The organism is Rhodococcus sp. 320_ES (assembly GCF_059691855.1).
The window spans coordinates 771,664-789,410 of record NZ_JCAWAG010000003.1; the positions used below are offsets into that span (position 1 = coordinate 771,664).

The window sequence follows — 17,747 nt, forward strand, 5'->3', positions numbered from 1 at the left end:
AACGTCACTTACCGAACAGGTCCGAGCGCCGCGAACCGACCGCGCCTGCGTCGACGCCGTCGTCGTCGTTCGCCGGGACGCTGTGTCGGCCGTTGCGGAGCGGAGCCGGTACCGGCCGCACCGGAGCGGCGGGCGTGACGGGGACCCGCGGGTGAGCCGGCGGTTCCTGGACTCGGGCAACCGCTTCGGTCACGGCGTCGTGTTCGACCGCCTCCGGCTCGGCAGCTCTGGTCTCGGCAGCCTTCGTCTCGACAGCCCGGCGGTCGGCGGGCTTGCGAGAACCTCGCTTCCTCGGCTCGGCTTCGACTGCGTAGTAGGTGCTTTCGAGAACGCTCGACGTCTTGACGAAGGTCAGAACCGAGCCGATCACGTTGGCGTGCACAGTGCGCAGCAGCTTGGTGACGTTCTCCAGGCTGGATGCGTTGGACGAACGCAGCGCCGCGACGACGACAACGCCGTCCACCAGCGGTGAGATCACCGAAGCGTCGGTGACGGGGAGCGCCGGCGGCGAGTCGATGAGGACGTAGGTGAACCTTTGTCGCAGTTCGTCGATCAGTTCGGTCATCGCGGCCGAGCCGAGGAGCTCACTGGGGTTGGGCGCCAACGTTCCTGCGGAGATGATGGCCACTCCGGCATCACCGGGGTACTCGATCGCATCGTCGGCGCGCGCCGATCCGTCGAGGATGTCACCGAGACCGGCCCGTGCGTGGAGGTCGATGATCTTCGCGAACGACGGCCGACGAAGATCGGCTTCGATTGCCACGACGCTCTCGCCTGCTTCGGCCAGGGCCTGAGCGAGGTTGAGTACCACGGTGGTCTTGCCGTCACCGGCTTTGGCGCTGGTGAAAAGCACTGCGCGCGGGGGATTGTCGAAGTCGACGTGCGCCAACGAGGTGCGCAGTTTGCGGAACGACTCCGCTGCTCTGGAATGTCCGATGGTGAACTCGGCGATCGAGTCCTTCTTGAGCGCGCGATCCTTCGGAATCTCACCGAGTGTGGGGACGTCCAGAAGTGTTGATGCGGTGGACTTCTCGGTGACCTTGTTGCTCAGGCGTGTCCAGAGCATGGCCACCGCGATGCCGACCACCAGGCCGCCGCCGGCGCCCAGCAAAAGGAACCGCAGCAGGTCGGGGCCGACGGGTGCCGCTGGAAGCGCGGCAATTTCGGTCTGTTCCACCTTGACCACCGCGGGCCGACCGGCCTCGGGTGCGTCGACCTCGGCGATGTAGGCAATGGAGTTCGCGGCAACCGCGTTGGCCAGATCTTGAGCCGTCTGGGCATTGTCCGCCACCACGGCGATCGAAATGACCGGGGAATTCAGGGTATTGGTGGCTGCGACGCTGCCGACGAGGTCGTCCGGGCTTTCGTCCCCGAGCTGCGCGGCTGTGCGGCTGAGCACCTGCTGGCCGCTGACCAGCGAGGTGTAGGCCGCAGCGCGCTGGGAAGACAGCACCGTGCCCTGATACGCGTCGGCCACGGAGCCGCTTCCCGTGGCGGTGACGAACAATTGGGACGTCGCCGAATAGGTCGGGTCCACGGTGGTGTACGCGAAGTACCCACCACCCAGCCCGATGAGCAGGGTTGCCACGATGACCCACCAGCGTGACGCGAGGGCCTTCAAGTAATCGGTGATGTCCACAAATGGAAGTATAGAAATAGATCGGGATATCCGCCCGGTCAGCAAGGAAACTGTGTGTGACGTTTGTCTTTCGTCGGCAGCGTAAATCGCAGCGCGAGTGATGTTTTCACGAGCGAATTCCGTGATCGGCCGATTCGGTCCCCGATAGGAACAGTCGAATCAAACCATTTACCGATTTCAGGCGGAGCAGTCGTTCTTCGGGTCGGTACCGGCAAATCGGTCCTTCAGGAATGCGACGAAGGGTGTGGGGTCGACGGCGTGGCCCTTGCCGGCCTGAACCTGGATTTCGATCAGGTCTCCGAGTGCGCACGCGGCGGTGATCGCCTGCTCGGTGGACGACGGGATCACGGTCATGTCGGCATCGCCGTAGACGACCAGCATCGGGGATGCGGCCGGACCGCGCGGTAGTGCGTAGCGCTCGAGCACGGCTCGCAGGGCGTCGGCGTCGGCAGGTGTGGACGGCGCGAACGACGTCTGCGGGGCAGCGTTGACGAGCAGATCCTTGCTCTGTTGGTTCTGACCGACGCATTCGAGCATGGTCGACAGACCTTTTTCGAGGGTGTCGTGCAGGTAGTTGCCGACCTCGATCGTCGGGTCGGCGTTGTGCACTCCCGCAACGAGCATGGGATAGACCTGCTTCTGCTGACCGGTCAGCTTCCCGGTCGACGCCGCGGTGACGTAGTCGGTGACGTTCGCGGCGGGGGACAGGGCGACGGTTCCGACCAGGTCGAGCCCCGCTCCGTACGTCGCTGCTGCTTCGTTGGCGGCCCAGGCTGCGTGTCCGCCTTGCGATCCGCCGACGGCGGCCCAGCGGGTGGACGTGTCGGGAACGGTGTAGCGCGCGGTGCGCACGATGTCGATGACGTTGTTCGCGGCGGTGGTGGGCTCGAGATACGGGTGGTCGGAGGGTTGTCCCGGCCCGAGCCCCTGGTAATCCGTTGCGGCAACGACGAATCCGAGCTTGAGGAGCGCCGACATGGACGGTGCGACACCGCGCAGAGCGGTCGAGGTGGTGGGCCCGCACTCGGGCAGAATCCCCGATGTTCCGTGGGCGAGCGAGACGATGGGCCACCCGCCTTCGGGAACGTTGCGGTTGGGCACCGCGATCGTTCCGGTCACCTCCGTCAACTGACCGGTGACGCCCGAGACGGATCGGTACGTGACGGTACGAATGGACTTCGATGATCGGGCCAGGTCTTCGTCGGAGGTGTCGATGTCGGCGGACGTGACCACCGTGCCGCGGTCGTCGCCGACAGGCGGAACGGCAAGTGCGCCGGTGGCGTAGATGTCGGGCTCGGTTCCTTTCAGAAGTTTCGCGGCGAACGCGATCACCACGAAGGCGACGACGACCGCGGCCAGCGCCAGCAGGACGGTGCGCGGCCGGAATCGGGATGTGCGCGACGGGGCGCGCCTCATACTCACTGGTCGTCTCCGCAGGTGCTCGTGGCGGGCACGCCCGCGAACCGGTCGGCGACCCAGTCACCGATCGGGGTGGTGTCCACTCGGTGTTTGCTGTCGGGTTGTAGCCGGGAGTCGACGAGGTCACCCAGGCCGCATGCTCTGTTCACTGCTGTCTCCACCCAATTCGGTAGTACCAGATCGTCTTTGCCGCCGTAGAGAACGAGGATCGGTACCGTCGTGGCGGCTTTCGGCAGTGCGGTGTCGCGGAACCACCGCCGGAGCGAGGCCGCCGCGTCGGTGGTGGCGGGCACGAAATCGGTGGGTGTCACGCGCTGCAATGTGGCGTCGCGTTCGGCGGTTCCGTCGCTGGCGCAGATCAGAGTGCCGGCCAAATTCTGCTCTGCATTGCGCATGTAGTCCTCGATACGTCGCTCCGGGTGCACGTTGACCATGCCGGTGAGGGCCAGCGGAAGAACCGCGATCTGCCGGGTGGTCGGCGTCCCGTCTACGGCGGCGTCCGCCATTCCTTCGAGATCGAGCGCCGGCGAGGTGGCCACGGACCCGACGAGGGGAATGTCGGGCGCGTAGGTGGGTGCCTGCTCGGCCGCTGCCCAGGCCGCCTGTCCGCCTTGGGACCCACCGTAGGCGACCCACTCGGGGCGGGTGTTCGGGACCAGTGTGCGGGCGGCTCGAACGGCGTCGATCACGTTGTAGCCCGCGGTGATCGGCTCGAGGTACGGGTGCCCCGATCCGACGCCGAGACCTTGATAATCGGTGGCGGCGACAACGTATCCCCGCGAGACCAGTGTGGCGATGGTGGTGGCGCTCCCGTAGAGATCGGGGTGCACCGACGGCCCGCAGTCGGGTTCGACACCGGTGGTGCCGTGAGCGAAGGAGATGACGGGCCACCCGCCCTCTGGCGGTGCGCCGGGCGGAACGGCGACGACGCCGGACACCCGGGTGAGTGATCCGTCGACACCGGAAGTGGAGGTGTAGACGAGGCGGGTCAGTGCCGCCTGCGTCCTGGCGAGGGTCGGTTCGGTGGTGAAGAGGCGTTCACTGCTCTCCACCTGCCCGGGTGCGCGAGCGGGTTCGGGCCGGCTCGACGGGGCGTTCGACGAATCCGTGCAGGCCGATGCGCAAATGGCGAAGGAGCACGCCAGGATGGCGATTCTTGCGCCTCGAAACAAGTTCTCGTCACCTTTCGCAAGGTTCAAACCACCGTGGAGTCGACGATCGGACAGTCGACGCGGACTTTTCGAACCCTAAGGTGCCGTGGTGCTTTCGGCAATTTGCAGACCTTCGGTCGGTTTTCGCAATCAGGAAGAAGAAGGTTTGGCACTTTGTCACCGAGAATGGCAAACGTGGTGTAGAAATGGCTCGAACAGGTATTTCGTGAAACCTGATGAATGCAAGATCGGTGATTTCATGAAAACTCGTCCTCGCTTTTCGGGGTGGACTCGCGGGCTGCTCGGCGCTGCATTGGCGGTAGCGATGACGGCTGCGCTGACGTCGGTACCGGTGCAACCGGAGCAGCCCCTCGTCGAACCGGTCGCCGCGACGCAGTTGGATCGCCTCGGGTTCGCGGAGGGCCCCCAGCTCCTCTACCAGTCCGACGCCGATCTGGGCCGCGAACTGGACGCGATGAAGGCCGCGGGAGCATCGTGGGTTCGGATGATCACGAGCTGGTCGATGATCGAGCCGAGGCAGGGCCAATTCGACTGGGCGGCAACGGATCGACTCGTGAACTTTGCGACGGCGCGAAACATGACAGTCCTCGGACTGGTCACCTACACACCGGGCTGGGCGCGGTATCGCCAGTGGGCGGGTTTCGAGGGCCGCCCGGCGGATCCGAACGCGTTCGCAAACTTCGCCCGCATCGCCGCCGAGCGCTATCGGGGTCGGGTCGGGACGTGGGAGGTATGGAACGAGCCCAATCTGTGGTTCTTCTATTTCCCCGGGGTCGACGCCATTTCTTTCGCGGAAATTCAGAAAGCGACGTACACGGCGATCAAATCGACGGTTCCGGAAGCGACGGTCTTGGGCCCGGGATTGGCCAACGCCAACAACCTCAGTGCCGTGTCGCGTTCACCGATCACATTTCTCACGTCGCTGTACAACGCCGGCGCCGGTCCGTACATGGACGGCATCTCGCTGCATCCGTACACGTACCCGTACCTTCCCACCGACGCGGCCAACAAGACATGGGCCAACGTCGAGGACGCGTACGAGGTGATGAGCGCCAACGGCGACGCCGGCAAGAAGATATGGATCACCGAGTACGGCGCCCCCACGGGCACGGCGACCCAGAACGTCTCCGACGCTCAGCAGGCCGCCATTCTGACGTCGTTCCTCACCCTCACGGCCACCGTCCCGTACCTGGGTCCGGTGTTCCTGTACTCGCTGCGTGACTCGGGAACGGACCCGTCGAAGACGGAACAGAATTTCGGTGTGCTGAATCACGACTTCACCCCGAAGGCGGGCTACGACGCGGTCGAGAATTACGTGCAGTCGGGCGGAAACTGAATCGCGCGCTTTTCGATTCGCCGATGTCGGAATGGTCTGAAATACTCGTCGAAACATCGACGGCAAGGGACCTTTTCGCGTGATCGCACTACGCACTTCGCTACGTAGGCTGACTCTGGCTCTGGCCTTGATGATCGTGGCCACCGTGGTGGCCGTCTCGTTGGGATCCTCGCCGCGGGCACATGCCACCCCCGCAGACGTCGGATTCTCGAGCGGCGCCTCGATGGTGGAGCTGTCCGACGGCGATCTCGCCGGTGAACTCGACGCCATGGTGAACGCCGGCGCGTCGTGGCTGCGGCTGGACATCACCTGGAAGACGGTGGAACCCCGTCCGGGACAGTACGACTGGTCGCGCGTGGACAATGTGGTGAACCAGGCCCGCGCCCGTGGGCTGACGGTGCTGGGCCTGATCGGCTACGCGCCCGGGTGGTCGCGGCCCCCGGTGTCGGTGGGGCAGGGTCCGCCGCTCGACCTCGAATTGTTCGGGCGCTTCGCCGAACTCGCAGCGGCGCGCTACAGCTCGTCCATCACGCACTGGGAGATCTGGAACGAGCCGAACCATCCGGGCTTCTTCGCTCCGTGTCCCAGCGTTCCGGTGTACTTCGGATTGCTGCGCTCGGCGTACACCGCCATTCATCGGGTGCAACCGAATGCGGTGGTGACCAGCGGTGGCCTCGCCAATCGACGCGACGGGTTCTGCTCCATCGCGCCGAAGACCTTCACCGATCAGCTCTACGCGCTGGGCGGCGGCGCGTTCCTCGATGCGCTGGCCGTGCACCCGTACACCTGGCCGGACACCGTGGCCGAGGACACCCGTGGCTATTGGAACGCGGTGGCCGACGTGCACGCCACGATGGACGCCAACGGCGACGGCGCAAAGAAGGTGTGGATCACCGAATACGGCGCTCCCACCGGCACCGCCGGCGTGAGCGACGAGCGGCAGGCGCAGATCGTGGCGAGCGGTGTCGAAGCGTCCAGAGCGTTGCCGTACACCGGCCCCATCTTCATTCACGCCATTCGCGACCGCGGAACCGATGCGGCTGCCCCAGAGGACAATTACGGGTTGATCCGCAAGGATTTCTCGCCGAAACCGGCATTCGGACAGCTTTTGTCGCTCAATTGATTCGACATATTCTTACCGCCGCGTGAACTCTTTGAAACAGTGAGCTCAGTGCATTCCATCTCGGATACGGCCGGCCGGAAATCGCGCTAGGGTCTGTTCAGCAATTGCAGACATCGTCGCCTGCACGCAATACGAGCGACGTGAAGGGTTCACAGGCGATGGCAACCATTGATTCTTCGGCAGCGGGACGCTCGGTGCCGGTGGCCACGGACATCGCGCCCTCGGGACGACCGCGACGGGTGCGCCGTACGTCGTCGCGCCGCGACTGGGAACAGGGCTACGTCGACAGGCTGCGCCTCTCCGATGTCGTTGTCGTGATCGGTGCTGTCGCGACGGCGCACTTCGTTCGCTTCGGAGCAGCCGACGTGGACGTGGCCCTGACATCGGCCAGCTACACCATTCTTTCGTTCGGCCTCGCCGCGCTGTGGATCGTCTTCCTCTCCATTTTTCGTACGCGCTCACCCCGAGTCGTCAGTACCGGTGCGGAGGAATACCGCCGCATCATCTCCGCCACCTTTCAACTCTTCGGTGTCATTGCGATCCTTGCTCTGGTGCTGAGGCTCGACATTGCGCGCGGGTACCTCGCTATCGCGTTCCCGGCCGGTCTGGTAGCGCTGATAACGTCACGCTGGCTGTGGCGCCGGCACATCACACTCGCCCGCAGTCACGGCCGGTATCAGACGTCGGTGATCATCGTCGGCAGCCGAAGTTCGGCAATGTCGATGGCGCGCAGCTTCACTCGGGATCCGAGCTGTGGTTACGCCGTCGTCGGAATGTGCCTTCCGGAGTATCAGGTGGACGCGGTGAACCGGGCCCACGACGGCGCCTTGACCGTCGACGGGTTCGACATCCCCGTGTACGGCTCCGAGCACGACGTGTTGACCGCGATCGAGGAATCGGGTGCCGACACGGTGGCCGTCACCGCGACGGATCACATGGGCCACCAAGGTCTTCGCAAGATGATCTGGGATCTGGAGAAGAAGAACGTCGACCTCGTCGTCGCCCCCGGTGTGGTCGACGTCGCCGGGCCGCGTCTGCACATGCGGCCCGTGGCCGGCCTCCCGTTGATTCACGTCGAGAAGCCGCAGTACAACGGCGCATCGCGGTTCGGCAAGACCTTCTTCGACTTGGTGTTCGCCGTGACGGCGCTGCTACTGATCTCGCCTGTGCTCGTCGCGGTGGCTGTGACCATCAAACTCACCAGCAAGGGTCCGGTGCTGTATCGGTCCGAGCGAATGGGGTTGGACGGCAAACCCTTCCAGATGATCAAGTTCCGCAGCATGGTCGTCGACGCCGACAAGCAGGTGGCGACTCTCCTCGCGCACAACGAGAGCGACGGGGGAGTGCTGTTCAAGATGCGCGACGACCCCCGGATCACCAAGATCGGAAAGATCATGCGGCGCTTGAGTATCGACGAGCTGCCGCAGTTCGTGAACGTGCTGAGGCGTGAGATGTCCATCGTGGGTCCGCGCCCGCCCCTGCGTCGCGAGGTGGAGACCTACGACGGCGACGTGCGGCGCCGGCTGCTCGTGAAGCCGGGCGTCACCGGGCTGTGGCAGGTGAGCGGCCGCTCCGACCTTTCGTGGGAGGAGACGGTGCGGCTCGATCTGTCGTACGTCGAGAACTGGTCGATGACCGGCGACATGCTGATCGTGTTCAAGACGCTGCGTGCGGTGCTGGGCAGCGACGGGGCCTACTGAGACAGAGCTTCTGAAACAGGCCTACCGAAATAGGGACTACTGCAGCGCCGGCAGCGCCGATCAGGCGGCGCCGCTCGCAACCAATTGCATGTCGTGTTCGACCATGGCCTTCACCACGTCGTGGAACGTCTTCGTCGGCTCCCAGCCCAACACGCGTCGCGCCTTCTTGGCGTTGCCGAGGAGGATTCCCGAGTCGGTGGGCCGGTTGAAGCGAGGGTCGATCACGATGTGATCGGACCAGTTGGGAACACCGGCCGCGACGAAGGCCGCTTTCACGAAGTTGCGGACCGTGTGTGCTTCACCGGTGGCGATCACGAAGTCGTCCGGCTCGTCCGCCAGGGCGATGCGGGTCATCGCGTCGACGTAGTCCGGCGCCCACCCCCAGTCGCGCATCGAGTCGAGGTTGCCCAACGAGAGGGTGTCCATCTTGCCGGCCGCGATCTGCGCGACGCCCGCGGTGATCTTGCGGGTCACGAAGGACATGGGTCGACGCGGAGAGTCGTGGTTGTAGAGAACCGCGTTGCTGGCCGACAGTCCGCGTGAGCGGTACGACCCGACCATGTTGTGAGAGAACGCTTTTGCCGAGCCGTAGGGCGAGATCGGCACGATCGGCGAGATCTCGGTCTGCGGCACTTCGCCGGACCCGGCGTAGATCTCGGCGCTGGATGCGTTGACGAATCGCACCTTCCGTTCGCCGCTCTTGGTGAGCGCAAGGCACTCCTCCATGAGGGCGATGGCAGCCAGACCGTTGACCTGAGCTGTCTCGAGGGGTCGTTCCCACGATTGCGCGACCGACGACAACGCCGCCAGGTGCATCACGTAGTGGGGGCGGACCTCGCAGATGACTTCTTGAGCCGTCTTGGATTCGGAGAGGTCGGCTTCGATGATCTTGACGGTGGCCGGCAGATCGGGGTTGTGCTTCGTGTGGGATCCCGGCTGGCGCGTTCCCCAGACGGTCCAGTCCATGTCGAGGAGCTTTTCGGCGAGGTACGTGCCGTCCTGGCCGCCGACGCCGGTGATCAGGACCGTGGGGGTGTCGCTACCCGATTCGTGCGCCATGGAGATCCACCTTCGAATGGTGTCGAACAAACGAACCCGAGCGCGGCTACAGGGTTTAACCGCATTATCTGAACTCTGGGTTTGTTTACTTTTTTCTCGAATCAATAATGGCACAGAATGACCAAAACGCCCTGTTGAGTGAGTATGGGTATGCGTGACACGGACAGCGGTCGACCATTCTCTTTTGGTAATTGAAAGTTCATCTGAGCGTGCATTCGATTACGTTGCCAAAAACGGGCCGTCCGTCCAATGTATGGGGGACAAACAATCGCCACGCATAAATCGCTGCGGTCAGCGCGACGGACGAACGAAAACCAGGGGGCAGGCGGTCGTGACGTCGACGGTCACCCTGACGGTGGAGTTCCAATTGCGTCCAGCCAGGCGGATAACAAACTTGCCGACAGTTGCCTCTGTGTTCACGGCGTCGTCATCTCTGTCGTCTCGACCATTTTGTCTGCGCGCCAGTGCGTCTCGAGTTGCGGGGTTTTTTGGTGAGTCACGGTCGGTGATCCATCTGGCGAACCATGTGTGACCGGTTCGTCATGGGTCGAAAGGTTGTCCGGTTCGACGTAGTCTGACCGCATTCGACGCGCGGCACATGCTGTCGCCACTGTTGGGGGTAAGTACATGCGCATCACCGTTTTCGGAACCGGATATCTCGGTGCCACGCACGCCGCGTGCATGGCCGAGCTCGGTCACGAGGTTCTCGGTGTCGACGTGGACCCGGCGAAGCTGGCCAAGCTCGAAGCCGGTGAGGTCCCGTTCTGGGAGCCGGGTCTCGAGGAAGTTCTGCAGCGCAACATTGCGGCCGGTCGCTTACGTTTCACCTCCTCCTACGAGGAGGCGGCGCAGTTCGCGGAGGTTCACTTTCTCGGCGTGGGTACACCGCAGAAGAAGGGGGAGTTCGCCGCCGACATGAAGTATGTCGACGCGGTGGTCTCCACTCTGGCCCCGTTGCTCACCGGCCCGGCCGTGATCTTCGGTAAGTCGACCGTGCCGGTCGGCACCGCGGAACGCTTGGGCGCGATGGCTCGGGAGCTGTCGCCGGCAGGGGATGCGGTCGAGGTCGCGTGGAACCCGGAGTTCCTTCGCGAGGGATTCGCCGTCAAGGACACCTTGCACCCCGATCGTCTGGTGCTCGGTGTCGACCGCGTACGTCCCGGCCGTGCGGAAGCGTTGGCTCGAGAGGTGTACGCGCAGCTGCTCGACGAGGAGATTCCGTTCCTGGTCACCGACCTCGCGACCGCCGAGCTGGTCAAGGCGTCGGCCAACGCCTTCCTCGCCACCAAGATCTCGTTCATCAACGCCATCGCCGAGGTGTGCGAGGCATCCGGTGCCGATGTGACCGTCCTGGCCGACGCTATCGGCCACGACGCGCGTATCGGTCGACGCTTTCTCAATGCGGGCATCGGCTTCGGTGGCGGATGCCTGCCCAAGGACATCCGGGCGTTCATGGCTCGTGCCGGCGAGCTCGGGGCCGACCAGGCGCTGACATTCCTGCGTGAGGTCGACAACATCAACATGCGGCGACGCACCCGCATGGTGGAGTTGGCGCGCGAGGCCTGCGGGACGCTGTTGGGAGCGCGGGTGGCAGTGCTGGGCTCGGCCTTCAAGCCGGACTCCGACGACGTTCGTGATTCGCCGGCACTTAACGTGGCTGGCCAGATCCAGCTGCAGGGCGCCGCGGTGAACGTGTACGACCCGAAGGCCATGGATAACTCGCGTGCGCTGTTTCCCACTCTCGGATACAGCGCCTCGGCGCTGGAAGCGTGCGACGGCGCAGACGCCGTGTTGGTCCTGACAGAGTGGAAAGAGTTTCGTGAGTTGTCACCGTCGGACCTCGCGGACGTTGTGAGATCGAAGACGATTATCGACGGTCGCAATTGCCTCGACCCGAAAACATGGCGTGACGCTGGGTGGAATTATCGCGGCCTTGGACGACCCTGAGTCGGTGTAACTGCGTAAGAGTCTCCACTAGTACGTCGCATGAACGAATCTGACCGAATTGAAGCACACTAGTTTAGAATTCGATTACATTCCGGAGAAATCTCACCTCGCCGTTCGATGTAATTCACACCGTCGTAACAAACTTATCGTTCTCAATCGATGGTCACCGCTTGGCTGGACACTTTACGCTGGTCAAGCGCTCAACGTGCTCGCTCGACTGCTTCTTAATGGCGTCGTTTCATCTTATTTCGGCAATCCTGTAACGGCGGTCGACGACTATTCGACAGACAAGTGAAGGCCGAGATCGATGCTGTCGTCCGATCGGACGACATGCGCCCAAACGATATGCCGATCTACCTGCGAGTTTTAAGCCAACAGCTTGTTTTGCGGGTTGTGACGAGGCGCACGCACCGCGCACCCGTGCGGCAAACATGAGATATTTTAATCGTTCCCCACCGTCGGGGGTGGGACCGTCACCAGGGGGGTGGCGGTCGACCAATTGGAAGGGTGATCGTTCGTGACAGCGCTGCGTTCGGAGTCGCCCCCGGCGCGATCACGTCGGGCGTTCGTTCTCTCTCGAGCTCGCGGTTCCGTACAGGAACCCGAATCAAGACACATCTGGGAACAGAAGTACGTCAAGAACCTGCGAGTGACCGACACGGTCGCCGTCGTCATCTCCATGGCCCTTGCTCAGTGGGCGAGATTCGGTGTGGGCGCCGATTCGCAGTACTCGGTTACCGTCGGTCATTTCGATCTGATGTACACCGCCATCTCGACGGTCCTGGCCGTCGCATGGCTCGCGTCGTTGGCGATCTTCCGCACGCGATCCCCGCGAGTGATCGGGACCGGCGCGGAGGAGTACCGCCGCATCGTGTCAGCGACGCTGAGGCTCTTCGGCGCACTCGCGATCGTTGCCTTGGTGTTCAAGGGCGACCCGGCCCGCGGTTATCTGGCCATTGCGTTCCCGCTTGGCCTGGCGTCCCTGCTGGTGACGCGGTGGGGATGGCGCAGGGTGCTCACACGCCGACGCATCAGAGGTGACTTCCAGACGTCGGTGCTCGTAGTGGGAAGCCGAACGTCCGCCACCACCCTCACACATTCGTTCGCCAAGTCCCCGGCCTCCGGGTATAACGTCGTGGGCATTTGCCTGCCCGGCTATGAGGCGCATGATTCCGACAGCGTCACTGTCGGTGACAACGTAGTCCCTGTCCTGGGTGACGAGAATTGCGTCCTGGACGCGTTGGAGGTAACCGGCGCTGACACCGTGGCCGTCACTGCCACAGAGCACCTCGGCGCACACGGAATGCGCAAGCTGGCGTGGGACCTCGAGAAGCTGAACGTAGATCTCGTTGTGTCACCCGGCGTTGTCGACGTTGCCGGCCCACGGCTCATCATGCGTCCCGTCGCCGACCTACCTCTCATTCATGTCGAGAAGCCGCAGTACAACGGCGCCACCCGCTTCGGCAAGACGGCGTTCGACTTTTGCTTCGCCGTTCTCGCGCTGCTGGCAGTCTCGCCCGTGCTGATCGCATCGGCGATCGCGGTCAAGACTACGAGTCGTGGACCGATCTTCTACAAGTCGGAACGCATCGGTCTCGACGGAAAGCCGTTCCAGATGATCAAGTTCCGCAGCATGGTCGACGGCGCTGACAAGCAGGTATCGGCGTTGATGGATCAGAACGAGAGCGGCGGCGGCGTGCTGTTCAAGATCCGCGACGACCCCCGTATGACGCCGGTAGGCAAGGTGATGCGCCGCTTCAGCGTCGACGAGCTCCCGCAGTTCTTCAACGTGCTGCGTCGCGAGATGAGCGTTGTTGGTCCGCGGCCGCCATTGCGTCGTGAAGTGGAAACCTACGACGGAGATGTGCGCCGGCGGTTGCTGGTCAAGCCAGGCATAACTGGATTGTGGCAGGTGAGTGGACGCTCGGACCTGTCGTGGGACGAGACGGTGCGCCTGGATCTCTCGTATGTGGAAAACTGGTCAATGGTGGGTGATTTGCTGATCGTTGCGAAAACAGCCAAGGCAGTGGTGGGCAGCGATGGGGCATATTAGCGCGCCCGAGAAGTAAGGCTGTCAGCGCAAGTAAGGGCAGCAAATTGAGCAAAGAATCGACGAGCGGATTAATCGTGAAGGCTCGCCACCCTAATGGCATCACCGAGCGCAGTACCGCCTCGGCCAATGCCATTTCGCAATCGCCAGCCACCTCTAGGCAGCAGCGTTTGACGCTTCGTGAAGCCAGCCAAGCTGGAAAGTCGCTTGAATTGAGCCAAGGCTTGGGGCATAGAAACCGCTCGGCATCGTGGAAGCGGGATCTGTTCGGCGCGGCTGGCATCAAGGCGTTAAGTTTGCCGGTCGCAGCTTTGATAGGCCTATTTGCGACGCGCAACCTGACGCAGGCGTATGGGCCGGATGGCCTCGCTTTGTACGGATTGGTTCTTTCTGTGCCGCTTCTTATCCCCTTTGCTGATATGGGATTGGGTGGGGCAGCGGTCGAGGTGGTGGCCTCACGGGAGAAATACGGGAAGCGGCTAGTTGACGCGAGCTTGCGCAAGATACTGCTCCGCCTTATTGCCGTCGCCTCAACTCTGCTTGCGATCGACATACTGCTGTTCGCGTTCAAACTGTGGCCAACGCTTCTCGCGTTCGAAGGCGACCAGGTAAATTTGGCGTGCGCTGTCGCAGTCGGGTTATTCTGCCTCACCATTCCCGCGGCTATCGGATATCGGATACTTCTCGGTCTTCAAAAGAACTGGCTAGTAGTACTTCTTCAGTCCCTTGCTGGAATTATATCGGGGTGCGCAATAATCGCCTTTTTACATCTCGGGGCACCGCTCTGGACTGCAATAGCGATACCGCAATCAACCGTGTTGCTGTTTGCGATTCTCGGATTGTTGCTTGCAAGGCTTGCGCTCAAGAATAATGAAATCTACGGAAAGCCACGACGTGCGAGCCAGGCAAAGCCGGACGTCAAGTTAAACGAGTTGGCCATTTTTAATCTAATAATCGGAATTGCTCTACCGGTCGCTTTTCAAACTGGAAGACTCGTACTTTCGCACAGATCAACAGTTGACCAGGTGGCAGTCTTTACGGCCGCATCGCAGTTGTACTTGCCGATGCTGTCTCTAATTCAGGCTGCCGGTCAGTCCCTCTGGCCTCGTTTCAGCACTTCTCGTGCTTCCACTGGCAGTTTGGACAACAAAGTCGTGTACAAGGTCAGTGCGATGTTCGGAGCCGTTGGAGCTGCTGGGGCCGGCGTCCTCTTTGTTCTGGGGCCGCCCGTTGCCGGATGGGCCACGGCAGGCATGGCTCAGCCCTCAGGAACAGTTTTCCTTGGATTTGGCTTACTGCTCATGATCGGCGCTGCGAATCTCCCGCTCGGTATGTCAATGATGGGAGAGGAGGGGATCGGATTCCAGTCGTGGTTGATGGTTTTGATGGCAGTGACCTCTATCTCCGTTTCGCTCACTTGGGCGGGATGGTTGGGAGCCGTGGGCCCGCCTACAGCGACCGCTGTGGCATCCTTTTTTGTCCTGGTCGTGCCTTCGGTCCTTTTTTTGCGGAGAATAAAATGATTGCGAATAGCAATCGAGCCAGCCGCTCGCGACTCCTTGTGGCTCGACCTCGTCCGGACTCGAGACCTTCGTACTCCGCGGTCTCGGACTTCATTGATGGGTTCGACGAAATCATTTCATCGAATAGCGTTGTACCATTGAATGGTAAACTAGGACGTGTAGTAGCGAGGCTCCCTCCACCTATCGCCCGCAGGATCAGGCCAGCAAGAGCCAAGGTAATCACACCGCTGATGGGCCCGCGCTTCAATGTCCTTGCGGAATCTTCCCTGCGCGGATGCCCGGTGCCGTACATCTGGGATCTATGGCCTGATGATTTACTAAAGTGGGTCGACCAACTGGACCGGCATAAAGTGAAACTCGTGTTTTGCTCATCGTCGCAGGCTGCTGCTGAGTTGAACCGACTGACAAAAGGTTGGTCCGCAATACACATGCCAGAGGCCGTAAATGTCACACCATATCTCAATTCCCGCCTACTGATTGACAGAAGGGTAAGGGTACTTGAACTAGGCCGAAGGTACTCTGCATGGCACGATAAAGTCGTAGGGTGGACGTCTAAGAATGACATCAGTCATCTTTTCGAGAATCCAACGGGAACTCTTGTGTGGAGAACACGCCGCGAGCTATTCGAGGGACTTCACGACACACAGGTGTCAGTATGCTTTCCGAGGTCTATGACTCATCCCGCTAAAGCTCTGGGCTTTGAGTCTATGACGATGCGCTACCTTGAGAGCATGGCCTCCGGATGTGTCATTCTCGGACATGCACCGCCCGATCTGGTGGAGCTATTTGGTTTCAATCCGGTAATCGAAGTCGACTGGGATAGGCCGGCTGCTCAACTCCGTGGGATTCTGGACGAGATCGGGGGTTACCAGGATATTGTCGACCGCAATAGGGCGGCGGTTCAAACCGCCGGATCTTGGCGATCGCGGGCGGGGGCGATTTGCGACGCGATTAATGATTGCTAAATAACGATCATCAGTGTCAAGGCAGCGCGTAGTAAGAATCAAAGCTGAATTGTAACGAGGGGGCAATGGCATTGGAAAATGTTCCAAGCAGTGGGATGAGCCGGGGGCCGACTTCTCAAAGTCAGCTAGTAGGAAAACGTATAGCGCCCGTCCTCGTGTGGCCGTTTGACGTGAAAGTTCATCCCATGGAGCCAAGAGACGTCGTTCAGTGGCTCGAACTGAATAAAGGCCGCAAAGCCTTGCTGGCCAACCACAATATGCACAGTCTGTTTCTTTTCGAATCTGACTCCCAATTCCGCGCAACATACGAGAAAGCCGATATCACGCTAATCGATGGCTTCCCCATCTGGGCCATGGCTCGCTTTCGGTCTGTTTGCACGCGCGGCGACGTATTCGCCCGCGATGCTCGGTGCGGATCGACGGATTGGTTACTGTGTCCTGACTTTTTATCCTTAGATATACGGCTCGCCGTGATCGGCGCGGCGTCAGTATCCAACGAAAACGCCGTGAAACGTCTGAGGGAGATCATGCCGCGAGCTCGGATAAGTGGTTGGAACGGCTATCATGACCTCAACAATCTACAAAAAAATAGGTTTGCCGAGCTGGTCGATTTCAAGCCCGATATAGTTGTTGTCGGGCTTGGGATGCCTGTTCAAGAAGCATTTCTGCACGAAAACTGGAAAAAGCTTCCGACGGCCATATACGCGACAGTCGGCGGAGCGATTGACCAAATATCGGGCGAACAACGATTGGCGCCGCGATGGGTTGGGAGGGTTGGACTCGAATGGCTTTGGCGACTGGTCTCATCACCCCGAAGGCTTTGGTTTCGGTACATGGTCGAACCGGCACTTCTTGTGGGACATCTTATTAGGCGCCGCCGTGTCGCTGGGCGAGGGACGGACACACCGAGGTGACTTTGAGGGTCAGCGTGATAATCCCCACCACGGGCCGTGAGACACTCAGGCGTGCGGTCAACAGCGTCAGCTCGCAGACTCTCCCTGTCTCGGAAATCATCGTAGTTCTGGACAAGCCTGAGAATGAGCAAGCCGTCCGTTCGTGGATCGGAACTGCGGCGACCGTTTTGGTCACGGAAGGCGGCTTGGGTGGGTCTGCGGTACGCAATCGCGGGGTTTCAGCCTCAAGCGGAGAGCTCGTTGCATTCCTCGATGATGATGACTGGTGGGAGCCAGATAAAAATGAACTTCAGTGCGGCCTTCTGGCGGAAAATCCAAATTTTCAGTGGTCCTATACCTACAGCAATTTCGTAGATGGAAAGCGCATACTGAAGGTGCCGCGTGCGGATCGGATCGCCGGTCAGACAATCGCTTCTTATGTCGCGCAACGGCCAAGCCTTCGATACGGCGATGGGTTCGTGCAATCAAGTAGCGTTCTCCTCAGGAGAAGTATTGCAGAGGAGTTTCGCTGGAACGAGGCGCTCCCAAAACATCAAGACTGGGACTTGATAGTTCGCCTCACGGATGTCTCCGGGCTGGAACCACTCGTTTGTCCTCGTTACGTGGTTAATGTCGAAAAGCAGGATGCTAAAGCTGGGTCTGTTTCAAGCACACCCAGGTGGAGGCAAAGTTGGCAATGGTTGGACACGTACGAGGTCTATCTCTGCCCTAAGGCGTATGCTGATTTCGTCTTGGCGATCGTAGTGCGGTCAGGTTTGATGGCAGGACAGCTTAGCTGTTTGCAAACGCTAACTAAGCTACGCGCGGTCCCGCATTTTTCTGCTTTACTGCTAGGGGCAACTGGTGTGATTGGATACGCGAAATTGCGTCTTGAAACACTTTTCAGGTCTAGGTAGGAGG

Annotated in this window: 12 protein-coding genes; 8 read left to right on the forward strand and 4 right to left on the reverse strand. The window is 61.4% G+C overall.

Features of this window, described 5'->3' with window-relative positions; translation table 11 throughout:
• Window positions 1-4: 4 nt before the first annotated feature.
• From AC59JP_RS14260 to AC59JP_RS14270, 3 genes are all read right to left on the reverse strand, one after another.
• Window positions 5-1,639, reverse strand: a complete 1,635-nt coding sequence (locus AC59JP_RS14260; protein WP_497326420.1) for a tyrosine-protein kinase domain-containing protein — start codon at window positions 1,637-1,639, stop codon at window positions 5-7.
• Window positions 1,640-1,816: 177 nt separating this feature from the next.
• Window positions 1,817-3,055 carry an alpha/beta hydrolase family protein gene (locus AC59JP_RS14265; protein ID WP_497326506.1) on the reverse strand — a complete coding sequence of 413 codons (1,239 nt, stop codon included), beginning with the start codon at window positions 3,053-3,055 and terminating at the stop codon, window positions 1,817-1,819.
• Window positions 3,056-3,057: 2 nt separating this feature from the next.
• Window positions 3,058-4,230 (reverse strand): lipase family protein, encoded by a 1,173-nt coding sequence (locus AC59JP_RS14270; RefSeq protein WP_497326421.1) that lies wholly within the window; start codon window positions 4,228-4,230, stop codon window positions 3,058-3,060.
• A gap of 238 nt (window positions 4,231-4,468) precedes the next feature.
• Between AC59JP_RS14270 and AC59JP_RS14275 the strand changes: the two genes are divergently transcribed.
• The 3 genes from AC59JP_RS14275 (at window position 4,469) to AC59JP_RS14285 (ending at window position 8,389) form a co-directional block, all read left to right on the forward strand.
• Complete coding sequence (locus AC59JP_RS14275) at window positions 4,469-5,566, forward strand: endo-1,4-beta-xylanase (protein ID WP_497326422.1); 1,098 nt, start codon at window positions 4,469-4,471, stop codon at window positions 5,564-5,566.
• Between the two features lie 79 nt (window positions 5,567-5,645).
• Window positions 5,646-6,689, forward strand: coding sequence for a beta-galactosidase (locus AC59JP_RS14280; RefSeq protein ID WP_497326423.1), 1,044 nt, complete (start codon window positions 5,646-5,648; stop codon window positions 6,687-6,689).
• A 158-nt stretch (window positions 6,690-6,847) separates the two neighbouring features.
• A complete protein-coding gene (locus tag AC59JP_RS14285; RefSeq protein WP_497326424.1) occupies window positions 6,848-8,389 on the forward strand; it encodes a sugar transferase in 1,542 nt (513 codons plus the stop codon).
• 60 nt (window positions 8,390-8,449) lie between these two features.
• Here AC59JP_RS14285 and AC59JP_RS14290 read toward each other — a convergent pair whose 3' ends face one another.
• On the reverse strand, window positions 8,450-9,448 hold the full coding sequence (locus AC59JP_RS14290; protein WP_497326425.1) for a GDP-mannose 4,6-dehydratase: 999 nt from the start codon (window positions 9,446-9,448) through the stop codon (window positions 8,450-8,452).
• A 627-nt stretch (window positions 9,449-10,075) separates the two neighbouring features.
• On the opposite strand from AC59JP_RS14290, the gene AC59JP_RS14295 reads away from it, so the two are divergent.
• From AC59JP_RS14295 to AC59JP_RS14315, 5 genes are all read left to right on the forward strand, one after another.
• A complete protein-coding gene (locus AC59JP_RS14295; protein WP_497326426.1) occupies window positions 10,076-11,395 on the forward strand; it encodes a UDP-glucose dehydrogenase family protein in 1,320 nt (439 codons plus the stop codon).
• Window positions 11,396-12,011: 616 nt separating this feature from the next.
• Window positions 12,012-13,448 (forward strand): sugar transferase, encoded by a 1,437-nt coding sequence (locus AC59JP_RS14300; protein ID WP_497326507.1) that lies wholly within the window; start codon window positions 12,012-12,014, stop codon window positions 13,446-13,448.
• 74 nt (window positions 13,449-13,522) lie between these two features.
• On the forward strand, window positions 13,523-14,968 hold the full coding sequence (locus tag AC59JP_RS14305) for a lipopolysaccharide biosynthesis protein (RefSeq protein WP_497326427.1): 1,446 nt from the start codon (window positions 13,523-13,525) through the stop codon (window positions 14,966-14,968).
• A 1,030-nt stretch (window positions 14,969-15,998) separates the two neighbouring features.
• Complete coding sequence (locus AC59JP_RS14310) at window positions 15,999-16,847, forward strand: WecB/TagA/CpsF family glycosyltransferase (RefSeq protein ID WP_497326428.1); 849 nt, start codon at window positions 15,999-16,001, stop codon at window positions 16,845-16,847.
• A 14-nt stretch (window positions 16,848-16,861) separates the two neighbouring features.
• The gene (locus AC59JP_RS14315; protein WP_497326508.1) at window positions 16,862-17,743 is read left to right on the forward strand and encodes a glycosyltransferase family 2 protein; all 882 of its coding nucleotides are present in this window, start codon (window positions 16,862-16,864) and stop codon (window positions 17,741-17,743) included.
• Window positions 17,744-17,747: the final 4 nt, after the last annotated feature.

What these genes read in the sequence shown, in the direction of transcription:
- AC59JP_RS14290 (WP_497326425.1), bottom strand. Translation starts at nt 9,448, where the DNA reads ATGGCGCACGAATCGGGTAGCGACACCCCCACGGTCCTGATCACCGGC.
- AC59JP_RS14310 (WP_497326428.1), top strand. Translation starts at nt 15,999, where the DNA reads ATGGCATTGGAAAATGTTCCAAGCAGTGGGATGAGCCGGGGGCCGACT.
- AC59JP_RS14285 (WP_497326424.1), top strand. Translation starts at nt 6,848, where the DNA reads ATGGCAACCATTGATTCTTCGGCAGCGGGACGCTCGGTGCCGGTGGCC.
- AC59JP_RS14275 (WP_497326422.1), top strand. Translation starts at nt 4,469, where the DNA reads ATGAAAACTCGTCCTCGCTTTTCGGGGTGGACTCGCGGGCTGCTCGGC.
- AC59JP_RS14265 (WP_497326506.1), bottom strand. Translation starts at nt 3,055, where the DNA reads ATGAGGCGCGCCCCGTCGCGCACATCCCGATTCCGGCCGCGCACCGTC.
- AC59JP_RS14295 (WP_497326426.1), top strand. Translation starts at nt 10,076, where the DNA reads ATGCGCATCACCGTTTTCGGAACCGGATATCTCGGTGCCACGCACGCC.